The organism is Arcicella sp. LKC2W, assembly GCF_034931005.1.
Taxonomy (GTDB): domain Bacteria; phylum Bacteroidota; class Bacteroidia; order Cytophagales; family Spirosomataceae; genus Arcicella.
Genome location: NZ_JAYGIN010000002.1, coordinates 27,055 through 50,668, shown reverse-complemented (window position 1 = coordinate 50,668; position 23,614 = coordinate 27,055). Strand labels below are relative to the sequence as shown.

Below are 23,614 nucleotides of genomic sequence, written 5' to 3'. Positions count from 1 at the left end.
TGGTCACAGTTATTGCTATCGCAAAAACACCCCAGCCATTTCTTCTAAAGATAAAATCTTCATCGTCAATTCACCGCTTGGTGTGTAACTTGGGTTTGAGGATGCGAAAAGTTGTTCTACCAAAGCATTCATTTCTAAAACGGTAAGGGCATGAATACCAAAACGTCCTGCTGAACGCTTCGCCATCGAACGAGCCACATTTTCAGATTTATCTAAATGTAAATTCGCTTCGTTATCTTTGAATTGCTCCAAAAGTCCTTCAATCATCGCTTGCTCATTTTCATCGGGCGAGTCGGCAGGAATACCATTGACCACAAAAGTATCGTGTCCTGTAACGCTCAAGACAAAACCCAAATTCCGAATTTCTTCTTGAATTTCAAGCACCAAATGAAAATCTACGGGTGTTAGCGTTACGGTCGTCGGGAAAAGTAACTGTTGCGATGCTCCATCATTTTTTTGGAGGTGTTGCGAGAATTTTTCGTACAAAATACGCTCATAAGCCGCTCGTTGGTCAATCAACAACATTCCAGATTTTACTTGCGAGACAATATAACGATTATGAATTTGGAAAGTCGTAGCCTCTGAATCTTTAAAGCCTCTTTGCAAACGCATATCCGAAATATCGTTTGCTTTACTTTTCATCGTGAAAGGCGTTGGCTCAAAATCTTTTCCAAAATCAAAATTGGCTTGACTTACTTCTTTTCTTTCAAAATCATCCGATGTTCTGTTTAGACCTTCATAAAGTTTATTCCAATTGGTCAGATTGGTACGCTCACGGGGAGAATTATCATGACGAATGGCAGTTGTCACGGCTGGTCCGCCATTAAATGTTTCGGCACTTTGTTGTTTGGTCTGAAAAGGAGAGTTTCCGAAATTGAAAATATTATTGGTAAAGTTTACGTCAGTTTCAAAATCCAAAGAAGGAGTGAGGTTGTGCTGGCTCATCGCCTTCCGAACGGCAGCTTGTACGATAGCGTAAACGGTACGTTCATCATCAAACTTTATTTCCGTTTTTGTCGGATGAACGTTAATGTCTATGTGAATGGGGTCAATTTCGATAAAAAGTACGTAAAAAGGATGCGTACCTTCCGCAATCATCCCTTCAAAAGCTGACATCACGGCATGATTCAAATAGCCATTTTTGATGTAGCGATTATTGGCGAAGAAAAATTGTTCGCCACGAGTCTTTTTAGAAAATTCAGGCTTACCTACATATCCACGCACACTCACGAAGGACGTTTCTTCTTCACAAGATGCTAATTGTTCTCGATAATTCTTCCCGAATAAATCTACAATTCGGCGGCTCAATTTTCCCGCAGGAAGATTATAAACTTCCGAATCGTTATGATGAAGTGTAAAGGTTATTTCTGGATTTGACAAAGATACTCGTTGAAATTCATCCAAAATATGACGCATCTCTACGGGATTGGATTTCAAGAAGTTACGTCTGGCGGGAACATTATAAAACAAATTTTTAACTTGAATACTTGTTCCTTGTTCAGTTGCAACGGCTTCTTGGGCTTTGATTTCGGATGCTTCAATTTTTATCAAAATCCCCAATTCATCGGTTTTTCTACGAGTACGCATTTCTACTTGGGCAACAGCGGCAATTGATGCCATTGCTTCACCTCTAAAACCCATTGTACGGATTTTGAAGAGGTCTTCTGAAGTACGAATTTTTGAAGTTGCATGACGCTCAAAGCACATTCTGGCATCGGTTTCTGACATTCCTAAACCGTCGTCAATTACTTGGATAAGCGTTTTTCCAGCCTCCCGAATAATCAATTGAATGGTACTTGCCCCTGCATCAATGGAGTTTTCTAACAACTCCTTCACCACCGAGGCAGGACGCTGAACTACCTCACCAGCCGCAATTTGGTTGGCAATAGAATCAGGAAGAAGTTGAATTATATCTAACATTTTTGAATCAGTTATTAGTGAATAGTTATCAATTAACAGTTAGTAGAAAATTTTTACTGATAACTGTTTACTGATAACTGTTTACTGCCCCTAAGTTCGCTATAAATCAGACGATTGGCAATAAAAAAAACAAGTTTGATGTTGATAATACGTGGATAACTCCATAACAATCTGACTTTCAATATGGTTACACTTTTTATACAAACTGTCAGCAGTATATATGTGTGTTAGCTTTTAGGTTTTGAGCAATACCGTTTCACGTTTCATTCTGTTATTAAATTACGGAACTATCTACAATTTGTCGCAGAATAAAATTAGACCACAGATTGTACTGATTCAACGGATAAATTTAAAGAAAAATCAGTGTAAATCTGTTTTATCTGTTCTATCCGTGGTCTAATTTTGTCTTGCGACAAATTGTAGATAATTCCGTTAAATTATTCAGTTTTCAAATGATAGAATCCTTGTTATATTCTATCAAGACCAAACTTATTTTGTAATTTTACTGTTATATCGACTCAAACAAGTAATATTATCCAAGAAATTATGTTGAAGCCCCAAATACTTATTTATACAGAATCAACGCCCAATCCTAATTCAATGAAGTTTGTTTTGAACTTTGAATTAGTGCCAGATGGTTCTTCTTTCGACTATGCAACGCCTTCTGATGCACTCGTTGAAGGCAAAAACTCACCATTAGCGGTTGAGCTTTTCGGTTTTGACTTCGTACAAAGAGTTTTTATTTCTTCAAATTTCATCACCGTTACTAAAAACGATGAGACAAAATGGGAAGATGAATTGTTTGGAATGAAGCAATTTTTGAAGCAATTTTTTGAAGATAAAAAAGACGTTTTTGCTAAAACTACCATTGCCGCTTACGAGTCGGCAGGAGGGGAGCAAGATTCGGAAACGGTTATCAAAATCAAAGCGGTTTTAGACCAATATGTGCGTCCAGCGGTAGAATCTGACGGTGGAGCAATCAATTTTCATTCTTTCAATGAAGGAACGGTTAAAGTTCTTTTGCAAGGCTCATGCTCTGGTTGTCCGTCTTCAACCATTACATTAAAGCAAGGAATTGAAAACCTTTTAACTCGTATGGTTCCAGAAGTTAAAGAAGTAGTAGCAGAAGGAGTTTAAGACAAACTTCTGAAAATAAACAGATTAAAAGCCTTTTCAGAAATTCTGGAAAGGCTTTTTTATTGGTTTTTTCATTTTTAGCTTTATATTTGCTTAATTTTTAGACTTACCTAAAAATTAAATGTGAATTAACGAAAAATGAAATACTGCAAGCATAAAGCCTCATCAATTCTTCTAATTCTTTTGTTAGGAAATTTTCTATCTTTTTCGCAAGGCTTAAAAGGAAAAGTAATTAGTAATGGAAAAGCCGCAGAATTTGTAAATATTACCTTTCCAAGTCACAAAGGAATTGGTACACAAGCTGACATGGAGGGTAATTTCTTGATAAAGATTATTCCAGTAGGCAAACAACTTATTCAGATTTCGGGCGTGGGTTTCAAAACGACCCAGCGAACAGTTCAAATTCAAAAAGATAAAATAACGACGGTTAGTTTTGAAATTGAACCCAACCAAACGGCTCTCAATGAAGTGGTGGTATCGGGAACAATGAAAGAAACGATGGTTAATTTATCATCAACGCCTATTGAAATTTATACGCCTACTTTTTTCAAAAAAAACCCAACCCCAAGCCTTTTTGAAGCACTTACAATGGTTAATGGCGTGCGTCCACAGTTGAATTGTAGCGTTTGTAATACGGGCGATATTCATATTAACGGCATGGAAGGTGCTTATACCATGATTACAATTGACGGAATGCCTATCGTGTCGGCACTTTCCACAGTTTATGGACTTTCGGGAATTCCAAACTCAATGGTCGAGCGAATTGAGGTTGTAAAAGGTCCTGCTTCAACGCTTTATGGTTCGGAAGCAGTTGGCGGTTTAATCAATGTCATTACGAAAAACCCCATCAAAGCACCTATTATTTCCTTGGATTTAAACACAACTTCTTATGGAGAATACACTTTAGACGGTGCAGTGAAGGCAAAAATTGGAACGGCAAACACTATGTTGAGTGGCAATTATTTCAACTTTCAAAACCGATTTGATAAAAATAATGATGGTTTTACCGATGTAACACTGCAAAATAGAATTTCAGTTTTTAATAAATGGTCGTTTCAAAGAAAACAAAGTCGGATTTTTACGCTTGCGGGTAGGTACGTAAATGAAGACCGTTTTGGAGGAGAACTCAATTGGCAAAAATCAGATAGAGGAAATGATAAAATTTACGGAGAAAGTATTTATACAAAGCGTTGGGAAATTATCGGGAATTACCAATTACCGATTGATAATCAGCAAATTAATCTACAATTTTCTTATAATAATCACGACCAAAATTCTGTTTATGGCAATCAGCCTTATATTGCTCAGCAAGAAATTGCCTTTGGTCAGTTGGTTTGGGATAAGAAATTAGGCAAAAATCATGATGCCCTTTTTGGCGTTGCTTTACGCTATACTTTTTATGATGATAACAATACTTTAACGCAAGACGAAAACGATTCGACACAGAATAAACCCAGTAAAACCTTTTTACCAGGTGTATTTGCTCAAGATGAAATAAAACTTAGTAAACGAAATACACTTTTGGTGGGCGTGCGTTATGACTACAATGATATTCACGGAGGAATTATTTCGCCGAGAGTGAATTGGAAATACAATTCTGAAAAAGCAGATATTATTCGTTTGAGTTTTGGAACGGGTTATCGAGTGGTAAATTTATTTTCGGAAGATGAAACGGTTTATTCGGGTTCAAGGAAGGTTGAAATTCGCTCGGAACTGAATCCAGAAAAATCATGGAATACTAATTTAAACTACCAAAAAACGATTACGCACGAAAAGGGTTTTTTGTCGCTTGATGGAAGTATTTTTTATACTTATTTCACCAATAAAGTGGTAGCAGACTACGATACAGACCCCACAAAAGTGATTTTTGATAATTTGAAAGGCTACGGAGAACTGAAAGGTGCAAGCCTAAATATCGATGCTAATTTCACGAATGGGATAAAAATAACGTTGGGTGGAACTTACACAGACATTTATCGAATGGAGGAAAATGTAAAAATTCGCCAGAAAAAAACGCCTATTTTTACAACTAATTACGCTATTTCTTATACGCACCCAAAAACACAAATCGCCTTTGATTTTACAGGAAATATTTATGGCTCAATGGATATTCCTTTGATTACAGATGATATTCGAGAAGCTAATTCTCCTGTTTTTAATATTTCTAATCTCCAAATTTCCCGTCGCTTCAACAACGGTTTACAAATTTATGCGGGTGCCAAAAACCTTTTTAACTTCTTTCCTGAACAAAAAATCGTTTATCAATCAAATGAATTACGCTCTGAACAAATAAAAAATTCAGCTTTGGGTACATTCCCGAAAGGCTACTATTTTAATACTGATGCAAGTTACGCTCCGATGCAAGGGATAAGAGGCTTTTTGGGGGTTCGTTGGAATTTGTTTTAGTTTCGGTTAAACGTATTAAACGTAGGCTGGATTTTGAACCCTATCTGCGTTATTTAAAAAACTTGGAGTCTTCGTGCCTTCGTGGCAAAATAAACAGGTTAAACGCAGGCAGGGTTCTAACCCTGCCTGCATTATTTAAAAAACTTAGAGTCTTCGTGCCTTCGTGGCAAAATAAACAGGTTAAACGCAGGCAGGTTCTAACCCTGTCTGCATTATTTAAAAAACTTAGAGTCTTCGTGCCTTCGTGGCAAAAATTAAACCTTTCCCAAAACAAACAGTCAAAGAAGCATTTTGAAATAAAATACATCTCAACTATGACTTCCAGACGTGAATTTATCCAAAAATCAGCCTTTGCTACGGCAGGTACAATGCTGATTCCCAACTTCTTAAAGGGATTTGAGCAGCAGGCTTTGGCACAACTTCAAAGTCAAAATCAAGGAAAAATATTAGTAATGGTTCAACTTTCAGGAGGAAATGATGGATTAAATACCGTTGTTCCTTTCAGAAATGATATTTATTATCGTGAACGTCCAACCATCGGAATTAAGTCGGATAAAGTTTTGAAACTAAACGATGAAATTGGCTTAAATCCCGCTTTAGGAGCAATCAGAGGACTTTATGATAATGGTTCGATGCAGATTATCAATAACGTAGGCTACCCAAATCCCGACCGTTCGCATTTTCGTTCGATGGATATTTGGCAAACGGGCAGTTCATCAAGCGAATATTTAAAAAGTGGTTGGTTAGGGAGATATTTAGACGCTCAATGTTCGGGCAAATGCGAACCATACTCCGCCATTGAAGTTGATGATTCACTGAGTTTAGCACTAAAAGGCTCAAAAGTAAAAGGAATGGCGGTACAAAATCCCGCTCAATTGTACAGACAAACGAAAAATCCATTTCTCGAAAAACTCGCCAAAGTCAATCACGAAGAATTTGATAACGTAAATTATCTCTATAAAACGCTTTCCGAAACCATTTCTTCGGCAGATTATATTTACGAAAAATCGAAGGTTTTTCAATCAAAAGCCACTTATCCACAAACGGAATTGGGCAAAAGAATGAAAACTATTTCAGAATTAATCAACTCAGGCGTGCAAACACAGGTATATTATGTATCGCATGGAAGTTTTGATACGCACGTCAATCAGGTTAATCAGCAAGAACGTTTATTGAAACAATACGCCGAAGCCATGCGTGTTTTTATGGACGACCTAAAAGCCAACGGACGCACGGAAGAGGTAATGGTGATGACGTTTTCGGAATTTGGCAGAAGGGTAAAACAAAATGGCTCAAACGGTACCGACCACGGCACGGCAAATAATGTTTTTGTGATGGGAGGGAAGTTGAAAACCGATTCAAATCTCATGCAAACTCCTGATTTACAAAATCTTGACGAAGGAGATTTAAAATACAAAGTTGATTTCAGAGATATTTATTCGACTGTTTTAGACAAATGGTTACAAACAGATTCTATGGCGGTTTTGGGGAAAAAATTTGAGGGTTTGGGGTTTGTGTAATGTTAAAATGGCTATCATTGCGAGTGCAATGACAGCCATTTCTATTATATTTGTAGAGAACAAATCAAACTCTACTTTACATGAAAAAATATCTACTTCTATTATTACTTATTAGTACAATCCTTCCCAAAATCAAAGCTCAAGATTCTTTGAGAATTTCCAGTCGTTTGGATTCCTTTCCGACTATTAAGATTAAGAAAAATGTTCCACTTTTTGCTCTTTCAATCATATCTGGCTATTGGTTAATGGGTGCAAATGCCAATGAATATACAATTGGGACCGAAAAAAATCTTTCAAATAAACCCTTAAAGTTTTATTACGATAAATTCGGAGACAAACAAATTCTTACTGATTATCAAATACATAGACGCACAAGACCTATATATTTGATTGGTCAAAATGCAGGTATTTTAATTTATTTTGGAGGAATTATTCAAGCTTTTTCTACTACTTTCACTTACTATAATACTCCCAACACAAAGTCTTCTTTGGAAAGAGGAGGTTATACAATCTTATTTGGAGCAGGAGTAATGTTGGCATCAACAATCATCCGAATAAATAGTTTTTCTCACCTCCACAAAGCCAATAAACGCTACAACCAACTCATTACCAAACCCAAAACAGCCTTTGATATAAAACCAAGTCAAGATGGTTTAGGCGTGGGTCTTCGGATGAGTTTTTGAGATTTCCCTTAAATCTTCTTAATTTCCCCACAAACATATCAATCCTACGCATCAAGGTTTTAACTTTGTTGTATGACAGAAAAACGTTGGATTTATAAACCCATTCCACCCCAAGAACAGATTGATTTATTGGTCGAAAAGCTGAATGTTTCGACTGAAATTGCTACGCTTTTGGCTCAAAGAGAAATTACAAATTTCGACGAAGCCAAAGATTTTTTCCGACCTGCTCTTTCTCAATTGCACGACCCATTCTTGATGAAAGACATGGATAAAGCCGTTGCTCGTTTGGAAGAAGCCATTTTTAAAGGTGAAAAAATCTTGGTTTACGGTGATTATGATGTCGATGGAACTACTTCAGTTGCAACGTTTTATGGATTTTTGAAAACGCATATTTTTCAAAATAGAGAAGATTGTCCCTTAGAGTTTTATATTCCCGACCGTTATGCGGAAGGCTATGGCGTTTCACAAAAAGGAATTGAATATGCGGCTGATAATGGTTTTGGCTTGATTGTGAGCTTGGACTGTGGCATAAAATCAAAAGATAAAGTAGCTTGGGCAAAAGCTCATGGCGTAGATTTTATCATTTGCGACCACCACCGCCCCGATGAAAATGACCTTCCCGATGCCATTGCCGTACTTGACCCCAAACGTTCAGACTGTACTTATCCGTTCGATGAATTGACGGGTTGTGGAGTAGGATTCAAACTTTTACAGGCTTTTTGTTCCAATCAAGGAATTTCCGAAGAACTCCTTTTGCCTTATCTCGATTTGGTGGTTACGTCCATTTCTTGCGACATTGTTCCCATCGTGGGCGAAAACCGCACAATGGCATATTTTGGTTTACAACAATTGAATACCAATCCAAGAACGGGACTAAAAGCCTTGATGTCGTCGGCAGGTTTGGAAGGAAAAATGGATATTACCAAAGTCGTTTTTGGACTTGGACCACGCATCAATGCGGCTGGCAGAATTAAGCACGCTTACGATGCCGTCAACTTGTTGTTATCTGATAATGAAGACGCTGCGATTGATTTCGCTAAAATTATCAGTAAACACAATTCCGATAGAAAAGGCTTAGATTCGAGTATTACCGAAGAAGTTTTGGGAATGATTCAAGATGATGAAATACTCCAGAATGCCAAAAGTACCGTACTTTTCAAAAATGATTGGAATAAAGGGGTAATCGGGATTGTGGCGAGTCGTTGTATTGAAAAATATCACCGCCCGACCATTATTCTTACCGAATCGCAAGGACACGCTGCGGGTTCGGCACGTTCTGTTCCTGGATTTGACGTTTACGAAGCCATCGAAGAATGTGAAGAACACTTAATTCAGTTTGGTGGACATACTTTTGCGGCAGGTTTAACCTTAGAAATCAACGAGATAGAGAATTTTAGACGTAAATTTGAAGAAGTGGTTTCCCGTAAAATTTTACCCGAACAGCTTTCGCCGATGATTTCGGTAGATATGAATTTACCATTAAGTCAAATTACCGATAAATTTCACAGAATCATGTGTCAAATGTCTCCTTTTGGTCCTCAAAACATGACACCCGTTTTTGTTTCTGAAAATGTAAAACTGCATGGCGTACCGATAAAAATGAAAGAGAAACACTTGAAAATTAATGTGTTTCAGGAAGACTCACCTGCTTTTACCTGCGTAGGTTTTGGCATGGTAGAAGATTTTTACGAAGAATTATCCAAAGGAAAACTATTTTCGATTTGTTATACCATAGAGATTAATGAATGGCAAGGAAAAAGGAGTTTTCAGTTGATGTTGAAGGATATAAAATTTGGGGTTAGGGTAGGTAATTAGCAAAGTCTAAAACCAACATCAATCCACACAAACAAGATTTATCAAAGTTAAAAATGATACTAAAAACAGAAAATTTAGTCAAAAAATACGGACAACGCACTGTTAATGACAACGTTAGCTACCAAGTGGCACAGGGGGAAATCGTGGGACTTTTAGGGCCTAACGGTGCAGGAAAAACTACCTCTTTTTATATGGCAACAGGCTTGGTCAAACCCAATTCTGGCAAAGTGTATTTGGATGACTTGGACGTTACGGACTTGCCCATGTACAAGCGTGCAAGGCTTGGCATCGGTTATTTAGCTCAGGAAGCATCCGTTTTCCGTACTTTATCGGTTGAGGAAAATATTTTGGCGGTTTTGGAAATGACCAAACTCTCTAAAAAAGAGCAAAAGGAAAAAACAGAATCACTTTTAGAAGAATTTTCATTGACACACGTCCGTAAAAATTTGGGACAGGTTTTGTCGGGAGGAGAGCGTAGAAGAACTGAAATTGCTCGTGCTTTGGCGGTTGACCCGAAGTTTATTTTATTAGATGAACCCTTTGCAGGCGTTGACCCAATTGCGGTGGAGGAAATTCAAGGCATTGTGGCAAAACTTAAATATCGCAACATCGGAATTTTGATTACCGACCATAACGTTGACGAAACCCTTTCCATTACCGACCGTGCCTATTTACTCTTTGAAGGAAAAATCCTAAAAGCTGGAACACCTCAAGAACTCGCTGATGATGAACAAGTTAGACGTTTATATTTGGGAAAACATTTTGAGTTGAAGCGGAAGATTTAGGGGGAAGTGAAATGCAATTAGAAAAATAAGCTACAATTATGAAAACACTTGCTAATAATATTTTATCCCAAAACGGCTTTACCACCATATCCAATATTTACACAATATCAGAAGTAAATTCATTGATTGAAACTATCGAAAACGCTACTCAAAACTCTCCAAATTTTCGACAAAGCAATGACCTATTTGCAATTAGAAATTTACTCTCAGAGATTCCTGAGTTACAAAATATCCTTTGGAATGATTAATCTAAAAAGCTTGATTAAGAATTTATTTGGTGAGAAATATTTCAACGTCAAAGCCATTTATTTCGATAAACCTCCACAATCAAATTGGATAGTGGCATGGCATCAGGATTTAACCATTTCTGTTTCTGATAAAATTGAAAGGGAGGGTTTTGTAAATTGGTCGATAAAACAAGGACAGCCAACGGTACAACCTCCACGTGAGGTTTTAGAGAATATTTACACAGTCAGAATTCATTTAGATGATTGTGATGAAACCAATGGGGCTTTGAGAGTCATTCCAAATAGCCATCAAAAAGGAGTAATTCCAATGAAAAACTTTCAATTAGAGGATTATCCAGAACCTGTAACTTGCCCAGTTCCAAAAGGCGGTATAATGTTGATGAAACCTCTGATTCTTCATGCCTCAAATAAAAGCACTTCAGAACGTAATAGGAGAGTTATTCATTTAGAGTTTTCTGATATTGATTTAACTGCTGGGATGGATTGGAGAGAAAAAGTGGATTGTGCTTTGTAATTTCCACAAATATTTCATTATTTTGTTCTAACAATAAACAGATTTTTGCATGTCAAGTATCGAAAACATATCTAATTCTCCAAGACTTAATAGCTTACAAATAAGTCTTTTAAGATTATTTTCACAAAATATTTCTGACGACCAAACTTTAGAAATTCGCAAATTGATGATGAATTATTTTGATGTTCAACTCAAAGCTGAATTAGAAACTGTTATTGAAGAAAAAGGCTACACTGAAGACGATTTTCGTCAAATGCTCAATTCCAAATCATAATGCTTCGAGTTGTCATTGATACAAACTGTTTACGAGCGTCCATTCCTCCTAAAAGTCCTTTCTATCAGCTTTATTTAGATTTTATGGCTGGAAAATTTGAATGGTTTGTCAGCACGGAAATTCTTCTTGAATATGAAGAGATTTTAACGGCAACTTATTCTCAAAAGACATCTCAATTAGTCTTAAATCAATTGGCAATTGCTCCAAATGTAGTTTTTACGGAACCTGCTTTTCGTTGGGAACTCATCAAAAATGACCTTGATGATAATAAATTTGCCGATTTGGCTATCTGTGTTAATGCAGACTTTATGGTAAGTAATGATAACGATTTTAATATTTTTAAAGACCTTGAATTTCCATTACTTAAAGTAGTGGATTTAGAGTCTTTTCTTTCTATTTTGAAGGAACATTAATCCCTCACCCCCGCATCACCTCATGCAAAACCGCTAACGATTTCACTTCCGTAAGCGTATCCACATGCAAACGATAGAACAGAATAATTGAATCTAATAACTGATTTCTGGAAAAACGGTCAATCTTTGGTACTTTATCGTATTGTGTATTCATTAGCACATCCAACTGATTTTCAAGCACTTTTGTTAACGTTGGTAAGTTATGAAGACTCAATTCATTCGAAATTTCGTGGGCATTTTCGGGCGAAAAACCTAAGTACGTTCCAAATTGTAAGAGAAACTGTAAATGGAAATTCTCAAAATGCTCCGTTGTGCCATCCAGCCAAAGAATGGAGTTATTGATGAAATGAAAAAGATTAGTATTGCCTGTTTCTTCGTGAAGCGATTTTGATAGAATCTCGGTAATAAATAACGCAATAGAAGATTTATGAATATCAAAAGGAATTGTCTGAAATGGAGCATTGCATTTTATCTCCGAAATCCGCTGAATGCCTTTTCCATCTTTGTGATAAATAACTAAATCTAAAAGCGTAAGTGGCTGAAATAGCGCAATTTTATTCTTTGATTTGGCACTTCTAACGCCATTTTCAATGTAAGTCTGAATCCCAAATTGTTCGGTATAAATCTTCACAATTACCGAAGTTTCTCGATAACGAATGTAATTAATAACTATGCCACGAGTTTTATAAAGCATTTTAATACGGGTTTTAGGTTTCGGGAATTAGGCTTTAGTGTTTAATCTGGATGAGAAAATAGACCTCTTTAAATCTAACACCTAAAACCCAACACCTAAAAACTACACTTCTCTTTTCCATGTCAATTTATCAACAGGAATATTCTGCTCAATTCTATCTCTTAAAATCTCCATAATTTCCTCCACTGGCATTTCTGGGTCAAATCGGATTGGCTCTTTAAAGTTTACCGTTAAAGTTGTATTTACTTTTCTAAAACGTAAACCTTTTTTATCAAACGCTCTTCTGAATCCATTAATTACGACGGGGACTACAATCGGATTGTGTGCTTTTATCAAATGGGCTGTTCCCTTGCGTAAAGGTGCGTAAGGCGTAGTAGTTCCTTGTGGAAAACTTACTACCCAACCGTAAGATAATCCTTTCCCAACTTTATCATCCGCCGAAGTATCCACGGCACGTTTCACATCTTTGCCTTCAGCTCGCCAAGAACGATTAACTAAAATTGCTCCTGCCTGTGAGAAAATTCTTGGAATTAACCCTCCATCTTTCATCGTTTCGGAAGCGGCTACATAAAATACTCTCGAACGGGGTGCTAACAAATAAATCGGGAAATTAACTGAATTTCTAAAACCCCATTTTACACTAAAGAAAATATGATACAGGGCAATCACATCCATAAAATAAGTCTGGTGATTGGATAAAAATAATACGCCTGTCCGTGGCAATCCTTCTAAATGCTCTGTTCCGCTGACTTGCGTTTTATTCACGCCTCGCAGACGACTATACGTTATCACCCCCAAAATCATTACTATTATTCTCTTTAAAAACATAGAGTTTCCAAACGGGTCTCTTTCAAAAAAACCGAAAACATCTATCATTGAGAGAAACTTTTTTACTATCGAATTCATATTGCCTATTTTCCTATGAAACAAATAATCGAAGATAGGTATTTTTTAGTAAATTGTCTTAGCATTCAATGTGCTGATTTCGGCTAAAAACTCTTCATTATGAAACAAATAATCTTTTTTGTCTTTCTATTTATAATGGTTTTTAAAGGATTTTCGCAAAAAATCATCGAACGACCAATCATTTATGATTCTACTCGCAAAGCTCTTTCATTGCAATATCTTCAAGAAAGACATAACTTAACACTCACAGAACCAAGCATTTCACCTAAAATTATTGTATCTCATTGGACGGCAATTCCGACACTTGAAGGTTCATTCAATGCTTTTAACCCTGTTTTATTGCCAAATGTCCGTAAAGAGTTAAAAGGAGCAAGTCCGTTGAATGTTTCAATCCATTTTTTGGTGGATAGAGACGGAACAATTTACCGATTAATGCCAGAAAATTTGATGGCTCGCCATGTCATCGGATTAAATTGGTGTGCTTTGGGCATCGAAAATGTTGGTGACGGCAATAAATTTCCGCTGACTGAAGCACAACTTAAAGCCAATATTTGGTTGGTAAAATACCTCAAAAAGAAATATCAATCTATTGAATATTTAATTGGACACCATGAATATACTTCCTTCCAAAACACACCACTTTGGAAAGAAACAGATGCTAATTATCGAACTGAAAAAAGTGACCCTGGAAAAGAATTTATGGAAAAACTCAGAAATGGGGTAAAAAAGTTGAACTTGAAAGGGAGTTATTAGTTCTTAAATAAAACTTATTTTACCTTAACAACATGAATGTACTCATCACAGGCGGTTCTGGTTTAGTCGGAACTCGACTTACAGAAATACTCATTGCCAAAGGATTTACCGTTTCTCATTTGAGCCGTAAACCAAGTTCAGCAAATGGCAAAATCCAAACTTTTCATTGGGATATTGAAAAAGGTATCATTGACGAAAAGGCAATTGAGGAAGCTGATTATCTCGTGCATCTTGCGGGTGCGGGCATTGCTGATGAAAATTGGAGTGAAGCACGGAAACGAGAAATCATTGAAAGTCGTACAAAATCTATTCAATTAATTACGAATAAACTGAAAACGATTCCACATAAAATTAAATCTTTCGTTTCGGCTTCGGGTATTGGTTTTTATGGAGCAAATACGGGCGATGAACATATTTCTGAACAACACACCGCAGGCATTGACTTTGTGGCAGATTGTTGTATTCAATGGGAAGCGGCAGCCGATGAAATCCAAAATTTAGGAATCAGAACGGTGAAATTGAGAACAGGAATTGTTTTGAGCGAAAAAGGAGGGGCTTTACCAAGAATTATCCAACCTGTTCGCTGGGGTGTTGGAGCAGCTTTGGGAACGGGAAAACAATGGCAATCATGGATTCATTTAGATGATTTATGCGAATTGTACGTAAAATCTCTCACTGATAACAGCATGAAAGGCTTTTACAATGCCGTTGCTCCAAATCCTGTCACAAATTATGATTTAACGAAACTTTCAGCCGAAGTTTTGAAACGTCCGTTTTGGATGCCGAATGTTCCTGCTTTTGCTTTAAAGTTAGTTTTTGGCGAAATGGCAAGTATTGTATTGGGAGGAAATTATGTTTTAAACCAAAGAATTAAGTTAGAAACAGATTTTCGGTATAAATTTACAGATGCGAAAACGGCTTTGGAGGATTTGCTAAAATAGCTATTCCTCTAATAATTTTACTCTTTTGGCAATCTCTTTATCTTTCAAAGTAGACAACTAACTTTTATCGTAAATCGCTAATAAATATACAATATCGTCAATAATCTTAACGCAAGTTATTACTCTTGCTCCTCCACTTTTGCCTTTATTTTTTGACTCAATACTCATGCGAACTTTATAACAGTCCTTTCCCAAAGGTTCTCCTTGAGTTGGGTTATCTTGCAAGTCTAAGAGAAGCTTTACGTAATCCATTTTCATTGAAACGTACTTTTTATTCAGTCGTTTCAATTCTTTTTCAAATTCAGGTGTTGAAATTATCTCAAAGTTCATTAATTAAATCAAAAGCATTTTTAAGTTTCAACTCGCCCTTTCTATGTTTTTTAATGTCTTCAACGCTCTGCTCTAAACCATCTAAAAACATTTTCTTTGTTGGCACTTCTTGTTCTAAGAAATCAACTTTTAATCTTTTTGCCAAATCAATAAAAAGACGATAATCAGACATATTGCTTGGTTGTATGGTGAGTGTTTTCATTGCCTTATCTTGATTATTGATAAATACTCTTTGACGAAAATAGTCGGTTGAGCATATTTTATTTATTTTTACAAATTAACTAAACAAATACCGTATTTTGAAAAATATTTTAATCTACTGCGGTTCATCAGCAGGTCACAACGAAATTTATAAAAAAACAGCCACACAAGTTGGCGAAACACTTGCTAAACAAGGACTTAGCCTAATTTATGGTGGGGGTAGCGTTGGTTTAATGGGAACAGTTGCTGATGCTATTTTGGCAAATGGTGGCGAAGCTATCGGGGTAATTCCTTCTTTTATGGAGCCTTGGGAAGTGCAACACAAAGGGTTAACCGAGTGTATCGTTACAGAAACAATGCACACTCGTAAGCAAATCATGGCGGAGAAATCAGATGCCGTTATTGCTTTGCCAGGTGGTTGGGGAACATTGGACGAACTTTTTGAAATCTTGACTTGGCGACAATTAGGACTTCATAAAATGCCCATTGGCGTGTTAAATACCAACGGTTTTTACGATGATTTATTAAAAATGCTTGAAAAGATGGTTTCGGAAGGATTTTTGAAGGAAGCTAATCTACAAATGTTAATCGTTGATGATAATATTGATTCTTTATTGGAAAAACTCAAAAATGATTCTTCAGAGGGTGAATTAGTGGGTAAATGGATTGGAAGAGCTTAGTTAGAGAATAGATGATAGATATTAGAGCATAATTTTTCAACCCTGACGACGGTTAAAAACCTCGTCAGCGGTTTATTTCTAATTATTTATAGAAGTCGTTACTCGTATCTACACTAAAGATACTTGCACGCAAATCGTAATTTTTTACACCCAAATTCGTTATTCAAAAATAAGTAACACGATGATTTTCAGAACTCTGCTTCTAACAACTCACTGAAATTATATTCGTTACCAAAGCCGTCAATCAAAATTTTAACATGAAATCCACTTTTCCTTTCGTTTGCACAGCTCTTCTTTTTGCTCAAAGTACCGCACTTTTTGCTCAACACAAGCCTGAAAGTATCGGTTCTGCCGTCAATACTGAATATTCTGAATTAAATCCTGTAATGTCTCCCGATGGGAAAACATTATTCTTTGGAAGAAAAAACCATCCACAAAATAAGTTCGGCATGGCAGGAACGGAGCAAATTGCAGGCTCGCAAGATATTTGGTATTCCGAAAGCCTCATGGGTGCGTGGACAACCTCAAGACGTATGTCCGAAGCTCTAAATCGTGACCAATACAATACGATTTATAGTGTTTCGCCCGACGGACAAACGATTTTGGTAAAAGGTGCTTACGTAAACGGACAATATGAAACTCGTGGATTTTCTATTTCAAAAAAGACGGCTTCGGGTTGGGAAATTCCTAAGAAATTAGACATTCCTAAATACGAAAAATTGAGTCGTGGGAAAAACGAATATGGCTATCTTTCAAATGATGGGAAAGTGCTTTTGATGGCTTTTTCAGAAAAGAAAAATTCAGATGAAGACGATATTTATGCCTCATTTTTAGAAAAAGACGGGTCTTGGTCTGAACCCATGAATTTGGGTGACGACCTAAATACCGATTTTACCGAAACAACGCCATTCTTAGCAGCCGATGGCAAAACGCTCTACTTTTCAAGTAATCGTGAAGGCGGAAAAGGAAGCAATGACATTTGGGTTTGTAAAAGAAAAGACGAAACTTGGATTAATTGGACTGAACCTACAAACTTAGGCGAACCCATCAATACTGACCAATACGATGCCTATTACACCATTTCGGCAGCGGGCGATTATGCGTATTTCATTTCGAGTAATAATTCGCTTGGCAAAAAAGATATTTTTCGCTTGAAATTAGACCAGCCAAAAGCCGTTGAAGTTCCTGCAAGTACGACTTCACCAATGGCAGGAGGGGAGAAAAAACCAAGCGATGGCAAACCAACGAAAACTGAAACGACAAAATCTGACCCTGTGGTTTTAGTTTCTGGAAAAGTAATTGACTCAAAAACAGGTAAAGTGCCTGTCAATACCAAAATCATTTACGAAGATTTGACCAACGGAAAAGAATTAGGCATTGCCACGCCCGACCCAATTACGGGGATTTATAAAATCGTCTTGCCGTATGGTAAAAACTACGGAATTACCACCAAAATTGAAGGCTACGTTGGAACATCCCAAAATATAGATTTGACAAAACTAAATGGTAAATATCTCGAAATTGAAGGAAAAGATATGACCGTAAAACCAGTTGAAGTTGGCGTTAAAGTTGAAATGAACAATATTTTCTTTGAATTTGGTAAAGCAGCCCTCAAATCAGAATCATATCCAGAGCTAAACCGTATTGCTGAGTTTTTCAAAACCAATAAAAAAATCGTTTCAGAAATTAGTGGACACACCGATAATCTTGGAACAGATTTAGTCAATAATAAACTATCTCAAGAACGTGCCGATGTCGTGCGTAACTACTTACTCACACAGGGCGTGCCTGCTGAACGAATTTCGGCAAAAGGTTACGGTAAAACTCGTCCAAAAGTAAATAATGATACCCCTGAAAATCAAGCTATTAACCGAAGAGTTGAGTTTGAAATTTTGAAGAATTAGAATCAATATCCATGCAAAACCAATGCCCTTGCTGTTCAAACAAAGCTTTTGAAGAATGTTGCCAGCCCATTATTGAAGGCAAAACTTCTGCCCAGACAGCCCAAGCCTTGATGCGTTCACGGTATTCGGCTTATGTTACGGTTGCGTCTCAATATTTGATTGATAGCACTCATATTTCACAAAAAGCCAATTATTCTAAAACCGAAATTGAAGCGTGGGCAAAGGAAAGTTCATGGCAAAAATTAGAAGTGCTTTCTTGCAAAACAGGATTAGAAAATGACGATTTAGGCGAAGTAGAATTTAAGGCCTATTATCACGAAAAAAAGAATATTCTTCAAACTCACCATGAGCAATCGGTCTTCAAAAAAGAGGATGGAACTTGGTTTTATGTAAGTGGAAAAATCGTTCCTCCGCCCAAAAGTGAAGTAATTTCTAGCAACCGAAACGCTCCTTGTCCTTGCGGAAGTGGGAAGAAGTTTAAGAAATGTTGTGGGGGATAAAATTCTCTTAAATTCGATAAAATCAAATATTTATATCGACTATCCAAATTTCCACCTCTGTTGTATGTTTCTTACGACAATAAGCCCTTTTCAATACCTTACATAGTTTTATGGAATTAACTTTATACAGTGGTTTGCTTGAAGATATAAAAGCAAGAATTAGAAAAGCACAAATAAAAGCCACATTGGCAGCTAATGCTGAAATGATTTCGATGTATTCTGATATTGGAATGATAATTCAGCAACGCCAGCAAAAAGAGGGCTGGTCGGCAGGTGTTATTCCTAAATTAGCCCAAGACTTGAAAAATGATTTACCTGAAATAAAAGGCTTTTCGGAGAGGAATTTGGGCTATATGCTTCGTTTCTCTAAGGAGTATTCAATTTTGCAACAGGCTGTTGCAAAATTAGATTACAAAAAATTATTGCTTTCAATTCCTTGGGGGCATAACATCATTTTGATTGAAAAAGTCAAAGATTTAGACGCTCGTTTTTGGTATATGCAACAAACCATAGCAAATGACTGGGGACGTAATACTTTGGTTGCTATGATAAAATCAAAAACGTATGAAAGAAGTGGGAAATCTGCCAATAACTTTGATGTTCGTTTGCCAAATCCTCAATCAGAATTAGCCAGACAAACTCTGAAAGACCCTTACATCTTTGATTTTATGACACTTTCTGAGCCTTTTGCAGAAAGGGAATTGGAAGTTGAGTTAGTTAAACATATCGAAAAATTCTTGCTTGAATTAGGTGCTGGATTTGCTTTTGTTGGTAGACAGTATCATGTGGAGGTGGAGGAACAGGATTTTTACATTGACCTTCTTTTTTATCATATCAAAATGCGCTGTTTTGTGGTGATAGATTTAAAAAAAGGAGATTTTAAACCTGAATATGCGGGGAAGATGAATTTCTATTGTTCGGCAATTGACGATTTATTGAAACACCCTACTGACCAACCTACCATAGGATTAATATTGTGTGAAAATAAAAAGAAAATTATAGCCGAGTATGCTCTTCGAGATACAAACAAACCTATTGGCGTATCAGAATATGAACTTACCCGTGCATTACCTGAAAACCTAAAACCTTCGTTACCAAGTATAGACGAAATTGAAAATGAGTTATCGCAGGAGTAATTTTTATTTTTTTAACTATTACTTAATTATGCAACCAATATTCGTCTGAAGGCTATCGCACGAGTCGTTGGTCTGGGCGACCCCGTGAAACACCAAACGACGGCAGACGAACTTGGAACGCCAACATAAGCGACATATCTATCAACCGAAACGCTCCTTGTCCTTGCGGAAGTGGGAAGAAGTTTAAGAAATGTTGTGGGGGATAGGCTCGTCCAAATTTAAAATTTGAATATTATTTCCAAACTAAATCCACCATTTTATAGTTAATTTTACAGATATTTTTCTCGCCACGAATGGCTTTTGATTTTTAGGAATCAAGCGATTCGTGGCTATTGTTGTTTGTTAAGTTTGAGTTATCCATGAAATTTGTCCTGACTAAAACCTAACACCCAACTCCTAAAACCTTTCACAAATGCTCGTTAAAGATTTCTTGACCCTTTACCGTGAAGACGGTTTCATAAAAACGATTGCAGAACAGATAAAATCGCCGAATGAACACCCGAATGTTCAAATAAAGGGCATTGTGGGCAGTTTAGATGCTGTTATTGCTTCGGCGGTACATCTTCTCAATCCTCAACAAACACACATTTTTGTACTTTCTGACCGTGAAGAAGCGGCTTATTTCATCAATGATTTACAGAATTTGATAGGAGAGGAGTATGTTCTTTCTTTCCCAATGTCTTACAAAAGGGCGTATCAGTATGAGGAAGTTGATAATGCTAATGTACTCATGCGGGCGGAGGTTTTGAACAAACTCAACAATGCTCCTTCGGGTTTGTTATTGGTTACTTACCCCGAAGCTCTTTCTGAAAAAGTGATTAATCGTCGGTCTTTATCGAAGAATACTTTTACGATAAATGTCAACGAAAAGTTAGATACCAACTTCTTGGGGGAAGTCTTGGCAAGTTACGATTTTGAAAAAACCGACTTTGTTTACGAGGCTGGTCAGTATTCAATTCGGGGTGGAATTGTGGACGTGTTTAGTTACGCCAACGACTTGCCTTATCGTATTGATTTGTTTGGAGATGAAGTTGAAAGTATCAGAACATTTGACCCAGAATCACAACTTTCGGTAGAATCCGTTTCGAGAATTAACATTATTCCTGATGTTCAAAATCGACTGATTCAAGAAACTCGTGAGCCGTTTTTGAGCTTTCTTCCAAAAGATGCTCGACTTTGGTTTAAGGACGTTGAATTGACCTTAGAAATCATCGAAAAATGTTTTGAGAAGGTAGAGGGCAACTTCCAAGAGATAATCGCTAAAAGTGGCGGAATTCAAGTAATTTCCGAACCTACGCAATTATTCGAGACTCGCAAAGGTTTCTTGAAATTGATTAAGGAGTTTGGTATCGTAGAATTTGGCAGACGTTTTCACTTCAAAGCGGAAAAAATCCTTTTGCAAGCTAAACTTCAACCTGCTTTCAATAAGGATTTCAAACGTCTGGCGGATAATCTTCGTGAAAATCAAGGACTTCATTATACAAACGTAATCACTGCCGATTCTCCCAAACAATTGGAACGCCTTGCCACAATTTTTGACGAAATTGATAGAAATGTTCGTTTTCAACCTTTGAATATTTCTTTGCGTGAAGGTTATGTAGATGAACAAATGAAATTGGTTTGTTATACCGACCACCAGATTTTCGACCGCTTTCATCGTTTCAGAGAAAAAAGCAAATATTCAAAGTCGAAAGCTCTGACATTGAAGGAATTGAGAAGTTTGCAAATTGGCGACTTCGTTACCCACGTTGATTATGGTATTGGGCGTTTTGCGGGTCTTGACCGTGTTGCCGTTGGTGATTCTGAACAAGAAGCCATTCGTCTGATTTATAAAGACAATGACGTATTGATGGTTTCCATTCACTCCTTGCATAAAATTGCTAAATATTCGGGCAAGGAAGGAGGACCACCAACAATGTCAAAATTGGGTTCGCAGGAATGGGATAATAAGAAATCAAAAGTTAAAAAGCAGGTTAAAGACATTGCCAAAGAATTGATTTCGCTCTATGCCAAACGTAGAATGGCTCCAGGTTTTGCTTTCTCGAAAGATAGTTTCATGCAGGTAGAATTGGAATCATCTTTCTTGTACGAAGACACTCCAGACCAAGCAAAATCAACGGCAGACGTAAAAGCCGACATGGAAAAACCTCACCCAATGGACAGATTGGTTTGTGGGGATGTGGGTTTTGGAAAAACAGAAGTTGCCATCAGAGCAGCCTTCAAAGCCGTTGCTGATTCAAAACAAGTAGCTATTTTAGTTCCTACAACGGTTTTAGCGATGCAACATTACCGAACTTTCCGTGACCGTTTGGAGAATTTCCCTTGTCGGGTTGAATATATTAATCGTTTCAAATCGGACAAGCAGATTAAAGAAACGCTCAAAAGAGTTGCCGCAGGTGAAACCGATATTCTCATTGGAACGCATAGAATTGTCAATAAAGATGTTCAATTCAAAAATTTGGGATTGATGATTATTGACGAAGAGCAAAAATTTGGCGTAAAAGTAAAAGACCGTTTGAAGGAAATGCGAGTTAATATCGACGCTTTGACTTTGACCGCAACCCCAATTCCGAGAACGCTACACTTTTCGTTGATGGGTGCAAGAGATTTATCAATTATTGCCACACCACCGCCAAACCGTCAGCCAGTTACCACAGAATTACAAGTTTTTAGCGAAACGCTTATTCGTGATGCGGTGAGTTATGAACTCAAACGTGGCGGGCAGGTTTATTTTGTGCATAATCGGGTCAATGAATTAGAGTCTATTGCGAATATCATCCTCCGCATGGTTCCTGATGCTAAAGTTGGTCTTGCTCACGGACAAATGGACGGCGATAAGCTCGAAAAAGTGATGATGAATTTCATTGAAGGACATTATGACGTTTTGGTTTCCACTAATATTATCGAATCTGGACTTGATATTCCGAATGCCAATACCATTTTTATCAATCACGCCAATCATTTTGGACTTTCGGATTTACACCAAATGCGTGGTCGAGTGGGGCGTTCCAATAAAAAGGCATTCTGTTTTCTACTAACCCCAGCCCTTTCTTTGCTCACGAGTGATGCACGCAAACGTTTGAGTGCCTTAGAAGAGTTTTCAGATTTGGGTGACGGCTTTAAAGTTGCCATGCGAGATTTGGACATCAGAGGAGCAGGGAACTTGTTAGGAGCAGAGCAAAGTGGATTCATTACCGATTTAGGCTATGAACTTTATCACAAAATTTTGGATGAAGCCGTTCAGGAATTAAAAGAAAATGAATTCCGTGAACTCTTTGAAAAACAATTGTCGGAAGTGGTTGAAACCATAAAAGTAGATTGCCAAATTGAAACGGATTTGACGGTACTCATTCCAGAAAAATATGTAAGTAGTATTTCCGAAAGATTATCGCTCTACACCCAATTAGACGATATGAAAAACGAAGAAGAGCTTATCAAATTTGAAAGAATGGTCAAAGACAGATTCGGACCTTTGCCTCCAGAAATGATAGATATTATCGAAATTGTACGTGTACGATGGGTTGCAGAATTACTCGGAATGGAAAAAATATTGCTCAAAAACAATAATCTGAAATGTTACTTCGTTTCATCAGAGAACGAAAAGTATTATAAATCAGCTACTTTTGGCAAGATTCTTGATTACGTAAAGATGAATTCTCGCAAGTGTTCACTCAAGGAAGCAAAAGGAAAATTGATACTTATTTTTGAAAAAATTACGTCAATTGAAGAATTAAAAGGTATCTTGAGAGAAATTATCGGCAGAGAATCTAAGTAGAAACGGCTTTTAAGCCAAACTTCTCAGCCATTCCCGCCAGATATTACGCTGATTATCTTAACTTTGTAGTCCTTTTCAC

23 protein-coding genes are annotated in these 23,614 nt (G+C 37.0%); 18 read left to right on the top strand and 5 right to left on the bottom strand.

From position 1 onward, the window contains the following. Positions 1-15: 15 nt before the first annotated feature. A complete protein-coding gene (mutL, locus tag VB796_RS01965) occupies positions 16-1,920 on the bottom strand; it encodes a DNA mismatch repair endonuclease MutL (protein WP_323344834.1) in 1,905 nt (634 codons plus the stop codon). A 546-nt stretch (positions 1,921-2,466) separates the two neighbouring features. On the opposite strand from mutL, the gene VB796_RS01960 reads away from it, so the two are divergent. From VB796_RS01960 to VB796_RS01915, 10 genes are all read left to right on the top strand, one after another. Continuing rightward, complete coding sequence (locus VB796_RS01960; RefSeq protein WP_323344833.1) at positions 2,467-3,057, top strand: NifU family protein; 591 nt, start codon at positions 2,467-2,469, stop codon at positions 3,055-3,057. Positions 3,058-3,195: 138 nt separating this feature from the next. After that, a complete protein-coding gene (locus VB796_RS01955) occupies positions 3,196-5,463 on the top strand; it encodes a TonB-dependent receptor (protein ID WP_323344832.1) in 2,268 nt (755 codons plus the stop codon). 314 nt (positions 5,464-5,777) lie between these two features. Next, on the top strand, positions 5,778-6,983 hold the full coding sequence (locus tag VB796_RS01950; RefSeq protein ID WP_323344831.1) for a DUF1501 domain-containing protein: 1,206 nt from the start codon (positions 5,778-5,780) through the stop codon (positions 6,981-6,983). An 80-nt stretch (positions 6,984-7,063) separates the two neighbouring features. Beyond that, positions 7,064-7,666, top strand: coding sequence for a hypothetical protein (locus VB796_RS01945; protein ID WP_323344830.1), 603 nt, complete (start codon positions 7,064-7,066; stop codon positions 7,664-7,666). Between the two features lie 72 nt (positions 7,667-7,738). Continuing rightward, positions 7,739-9,481 carry a single-stranded-DNA-specific exonuclease RecJ gene (recJ, locus tag VB796_RS01940; RefSeq protein WP_323344829.1) on the top strand — a complete coding sequence of 581 codons (1,743 nt, stop codon included), beginning with the start codon at positions 7,739-7,741 and terminating at the stop codon, positions 9,479-9,481. Positions 9,482-9,534: 53 nt separating this feature from the next. Then, positions 9,535-10,266: an LPS export ABC transporter ATP-binding protein gene (gene lptB, locus VB796_RS01935; protein ID WP_323344828.1), complete on the top strand. Its 732-nt coding sequence runs from the start codon at positions 9,535-9,537 to the stop codon at positions 10,264-10,266. Positions 10,267-10,304: 38 nt separating this feature from the next. After that, complete coding sequence (locus tag VB796_RS01930) at positions 10,305-10,514, top strand: hypothetical protein (protein ID WP_323344827.1); 210 nt, start codon at positions 10,305-10,307, stop codon at positions 10,512-10,514. Next, a complete protein-coding gene (locus tag VB796_RS01925; protein WP_323344826.1) occupies positions 10,507-11,028 on the top strand; it encodes a phytanoyl-CoA dioxygenase family protein in 522 nt (173 codons plus the stop codon). The genes VB796_RS01930 and VB796_RS01925 overlap by 8 nt, the downstream gene beginning before the upstream one ends. 49 nt (positions 11,029-11,077) lie before the next feature. Then, complete coding sequence (locus tag VB796_RS01920; RefSeq protein WP_323344825.1) at positions 11,078-11,302, top strand: hypothetical protein; 225 nt, start codon at positions 11,078-11,080, stop codon at positions 11,300-11,302. After that, positions 11,302-11,715 (top strand): putative toxin-antitoxin system toxin component, PIN family, encoded by a 414-nt coding sequence (locus VB796_RS01915; RefSeq protein ID WP_323344824.1) that lies wholly within the window; start codon positions 11,302-11,304, stop codon positions 11,713-11,715. Before VB796_RS01920 ends, VB796_RS01915 begins: the two co-directional genes overlap by 1 nt. 4 nt (positions 11,716-11,719) lie before the next feature. Here the strand turns inward: VB796_RS01915 and recO are convergent, their stop codons facing one another. Both recO and VB796_RS01905 read right to left on the bottom strand, forming a co-directional pair. Next, positions 11,720-12,409 (bottom strand): DNA repair protein RecO, encoded by a 690-nt coding sequence (gene recO / locus VB796_RS01910; RefSeq protein WP_323344823.1) that lies wholly within the window; start codon positions 12,407-12,409, stop codon positions 11,720-11,722. A 102-nt stretch (positions 12,410-12,511) separates the two neighbouring features. Beyond that, on the bottom strand, positions 12,512-13,285 hold the full coding sequence (locus VB796_RS01905) for a lysophospholipid acyltransferase family protein (protein ID WP_323344822.1): 774 nt from the start codon (positions 13,283-13,285) through the stop codon (positions 12,512-12,514). A 129-nt stretch (positions 13,286-13,414) separates the two neighbouring features. Here VB796_RS01905 and VB796_RS01900 point away from each other — a divergent pair, with 129 nt between their 5' ends. Together VB796_RS01900 and VB796_RS01895 are read left to right on the top strand one after the other, a co-directional pair. Beyond that, positions 13,415-14,068, top strand: a complete 654-nt coding sequence (locus VB796_RS01900) for a peptidoglycan recognition family protein (protein WP_323344821.1) — start codon at positions 13,415-13,417, stop codon at positions 14,066-14,068. A gap of 32 nt (positions 14,069-14,100) precedes the next feature. After that, on the top strand, positions 14,101-15,009 hold the full coding sequence (locus VB796_RS01895) for a TIGR01777 family oxidoreductase (RefSeq protein WP_323344820.1): 909 nt from the start codon (positions 14,101-14,103) through the stop codon (positions 15,007-15,009). 57 nt (positions 15,010-15,066) lie between these two features. Here the strand turns inward: VB796_RS01895 and VB796_RS01890 are convergent, their stop codons facing one another. Further along, a complete protein-coding gene (locus VB796_RS01890; RefSeq protein ID WP_323344819.1) occupies positions 15,067-15,339 on the bottom strand; it encodes a hypothetical protein in 273 nt (90 codons plus the stop codon). Next, complete coding sequence (locus tag VB796_RS01885; protein WP_323344818.1) at positions 15,329-15,541, bottom strand: hypothetical protein; 213 nt, start codon at positions 15,539-15,541, stop codon at positions 15,329-15,331. The genes VB796_RS01890 and VB796_RS01885 overlap by 11 nt, the downstream gene beginning before the upstream one ends. 97 nt (positions 15,542-15,638) lie before the next feature. Here VB796_RS01885 and VB796_RS01880 point away from each other — a divergent pair, with 97 nt between their 5' ends. The 6 genes from VB796_RS01880 to mfd all read left to right on the top strand — a co-directional run bounded on the left by VB796_RS01880 (position 15,639) and on the right by mfd (position 23,535). Next, on the top strand, positions 15,639-16,220 hold the full coding sequence (locus VB796_RS01880; RefSeq protein ID WP_109744937.1) for a TIGR00730 family Rossman fold protein: 582 nt from the start codon (positions 15,639-15,641) through the stop codon (positions 16,218-16,220). A 257-nt stretch (positions 16,221-16,477) separates the two neighbouring features. Continuing rightward, positions 16,478-18,124 (top strand): OmpA family protein, encoded by a 1,647-nt coding sequence (locus VB796_RS01875; RefSeq protein WP_323344817.1) that lies wholly within the window; start codon positions 16,478-16,480, stop codon positions 18,122-18,124. 11 nt (positions 18,125-18,135) lie between these two features. Next, entirely contained in the window at positions 18,136-18,624 is a 489-nt protein-coding gene (locus VB796_RS01870; RefSeq protein ID WP_323344816.1) for a YchJ family protein, read from the top strand. Positions 18,625-18,734: 110 nt separating this feature from the next. Next, positions 18,735-19,760 (top strand): PDDEXK nuclease domain-containing protein, encoded by a 1,026-nt coding sequence (locus VB796_RS01865; RefSeq protein ID WP_323344815.1) that lies wholly within the window; start codon positions 18,735-18,737, stop codon positions 19,758-19,760. Between the two features lie 125 nt (positions 19,761-19,885). Beyond that, on the top strand, positions 19,886-19,966 hold the full coding sequence (locus tag VB796_RS23765; RefSeq protein ID WP_416233510.1) for an SEC-C metal-binding domain-containing protein: 81 nt from the start codon (positions 19,886-19,888) through the stop codon (positions 19,964-19,966). Positions 19,967-20,172: 206 nt separating this feature from the next. Then, positions 20,173-23,535: a transcription-repair coupling factor gene (gene mfd / locus VB796_RS01860; protein WP_323344814.1), complete on the top strand. Its 3,363-nt coding sequence runs from the start codon at positions 20,173-20,175 to the stop codon at positions 23,533-23,535. Positions 23,536-23,614 lie beyond the last annotated feature (79 nt).

What these genes read in the sequence shown, in the direction of transcription:
- lptB (WP_323344828.1), top strand. Translation starts at nt 9,535, where the DNA reads ATGATACTAAAAACAGAAAATTTAGTCAAAAAATACGGACAACGCACT.
- VB796_RS01915 (WP_323344824.1), top strand. Translation starts at nt 11,302, where the DNA reads ATGCTTCGAGTTGTCATTGATACAAACTGTTTACGAGCGTCCATTCCT.
- VB796_RS01920 (WP_323344825.1), top strand. Translation starts at nt 11,078, where the DNA reads ATGTCAAGTATCGAAAACATATCTAATTCTCCAAGACTTAATAGCTTA.
- VB796_RS01885 (WP_323344818.1), bottom strand. Translation starts at nt 15,541, where the DNA reads ATGAAAACACTCACCATACAACCAAGCAATATGTCTGATTATCGTCTT.
- VB796_RS01895 (WP_323344820.1), top strand. Translation starts at nt 14,101, where the DNA reads ATGAATGTACTCATCACAGGCGGTTCTGGTTTAGTCGGAACTCGACTT.
- VB796_RS01870 (WP_323344816.1), top strand. Translation starts at nt 18,136, where the DNA reads ATGCAAAACCAATGCCCTTGCTGTTCAAACAAAGCTTTTGAAGAATGT.
- VB796_RS01905 (WP_323344822.1), bottom strand. Translation starts at nt 13,285, where the DNA reads ATGATAGATGTTTTCGGTTTTTTTGAAAGAGACCCGTTTGGAAACTCT.
- VB796_RS01930 (WP_323344827.1), top strand. Translation starts at nt 10,305, where the DNA reads ATGAAAACACTTGCTAATAATATTTTATCCCAAAACGGCTTTACCACC.
- VB796_RS01950 (WP_323344831.1), top strand. Translation starts at nt 5,778, where the DNA reads ATGACTTCCAGACGTGAATTTATCCAAAAATCAGCCTTTGCTACGGCA.
- VB796_RS01945 (WP_323344830.1), top strand. Translation starts at nt 7,064, where the DNA reads ATGAAAAAATATCTACTTCTATTATTACTTATTAGTACAATCCTTCCC.
- VB796_RS01960 (WP_323344833.1), top strand. Translation starts at nt 2,467, where the DNA reads ATGTTGAAGCCCCAAATACTTATTTATACAGAATCAACGCCCAATCCT.
- VB796_RS01865 (WP_323344815.1), top strand. Translation starts at nt 18,735, where the DNA reads ATGGAATTAACTTTATACAGTGGTTTGCTTGAAGATATAAAAGCAAGA.
- recJ (WP_323344829.1), top strand. Translation starts at nt 7,739, where the DNA reads ATGACAGAAAAACGTTGGATTTATAAACCCATTCCACCCCAAGAACAG.
- VB796_RS01875 (WP_323344817.1), top strand. Translation starts at nt 16,478, where the DNA reads ATGAAATCCACTTTTCCTTTCGTTTGCACAGCTCTTCTTTTTGCTCAA.
- VB796_RS01925 (WP_323344826.1), top strand. Translation starts at nt 10,507, where the DNA reads ATGATTAATCTAAAAAGCTTGATTAAGAATTTATTTGGTGAGAAATAT.
- VB796_RS01890 (WP_323344819.1), bottom strand. Translation starts at nt 15,339, where the DNA reads ATGAACTTTGAGATAATTTCAACACCTGAATTTGAAAAAGAATTGAAA.
- mfd (WP_323344814.1), top strand. Translation starts at nt 20,173, where the DNA reads ATGCTCGTTAAAGATTTCTTGACCCTTTACCGTGAAGACGGTTTCATA.
- recO (WP_323344823.1), bottom strand. Translation starts at nt 12,409, where the DNA reads ATGCTTTATAAAACTCGTGGCATAGTTATTAATTACATTCGTTATCGA.
- mutL (WP_323344834.1), bottom strand. Translation starts at nt 1,920, where the DNA reads ATGTTAGATATAATTCAACTTCTTCCTGATTCTATTGCCAACCAAATT.
- VB796_RS01955 (WP_323344832.1), top strand. Translation starts at nt 3,196, where the DNA reads ATGAAATACTGCAAGCATAAAGCCTCATCAATTCTTCTAATTCTTTTG.
- VB796_RS01900 (WP_323344821.1), top strand. Translation starts at nt 13,415, where the DNA reads ATGAAACAAATAATCTTTTTTGTCTTTCTATTTATAATGGTTTTTAAA.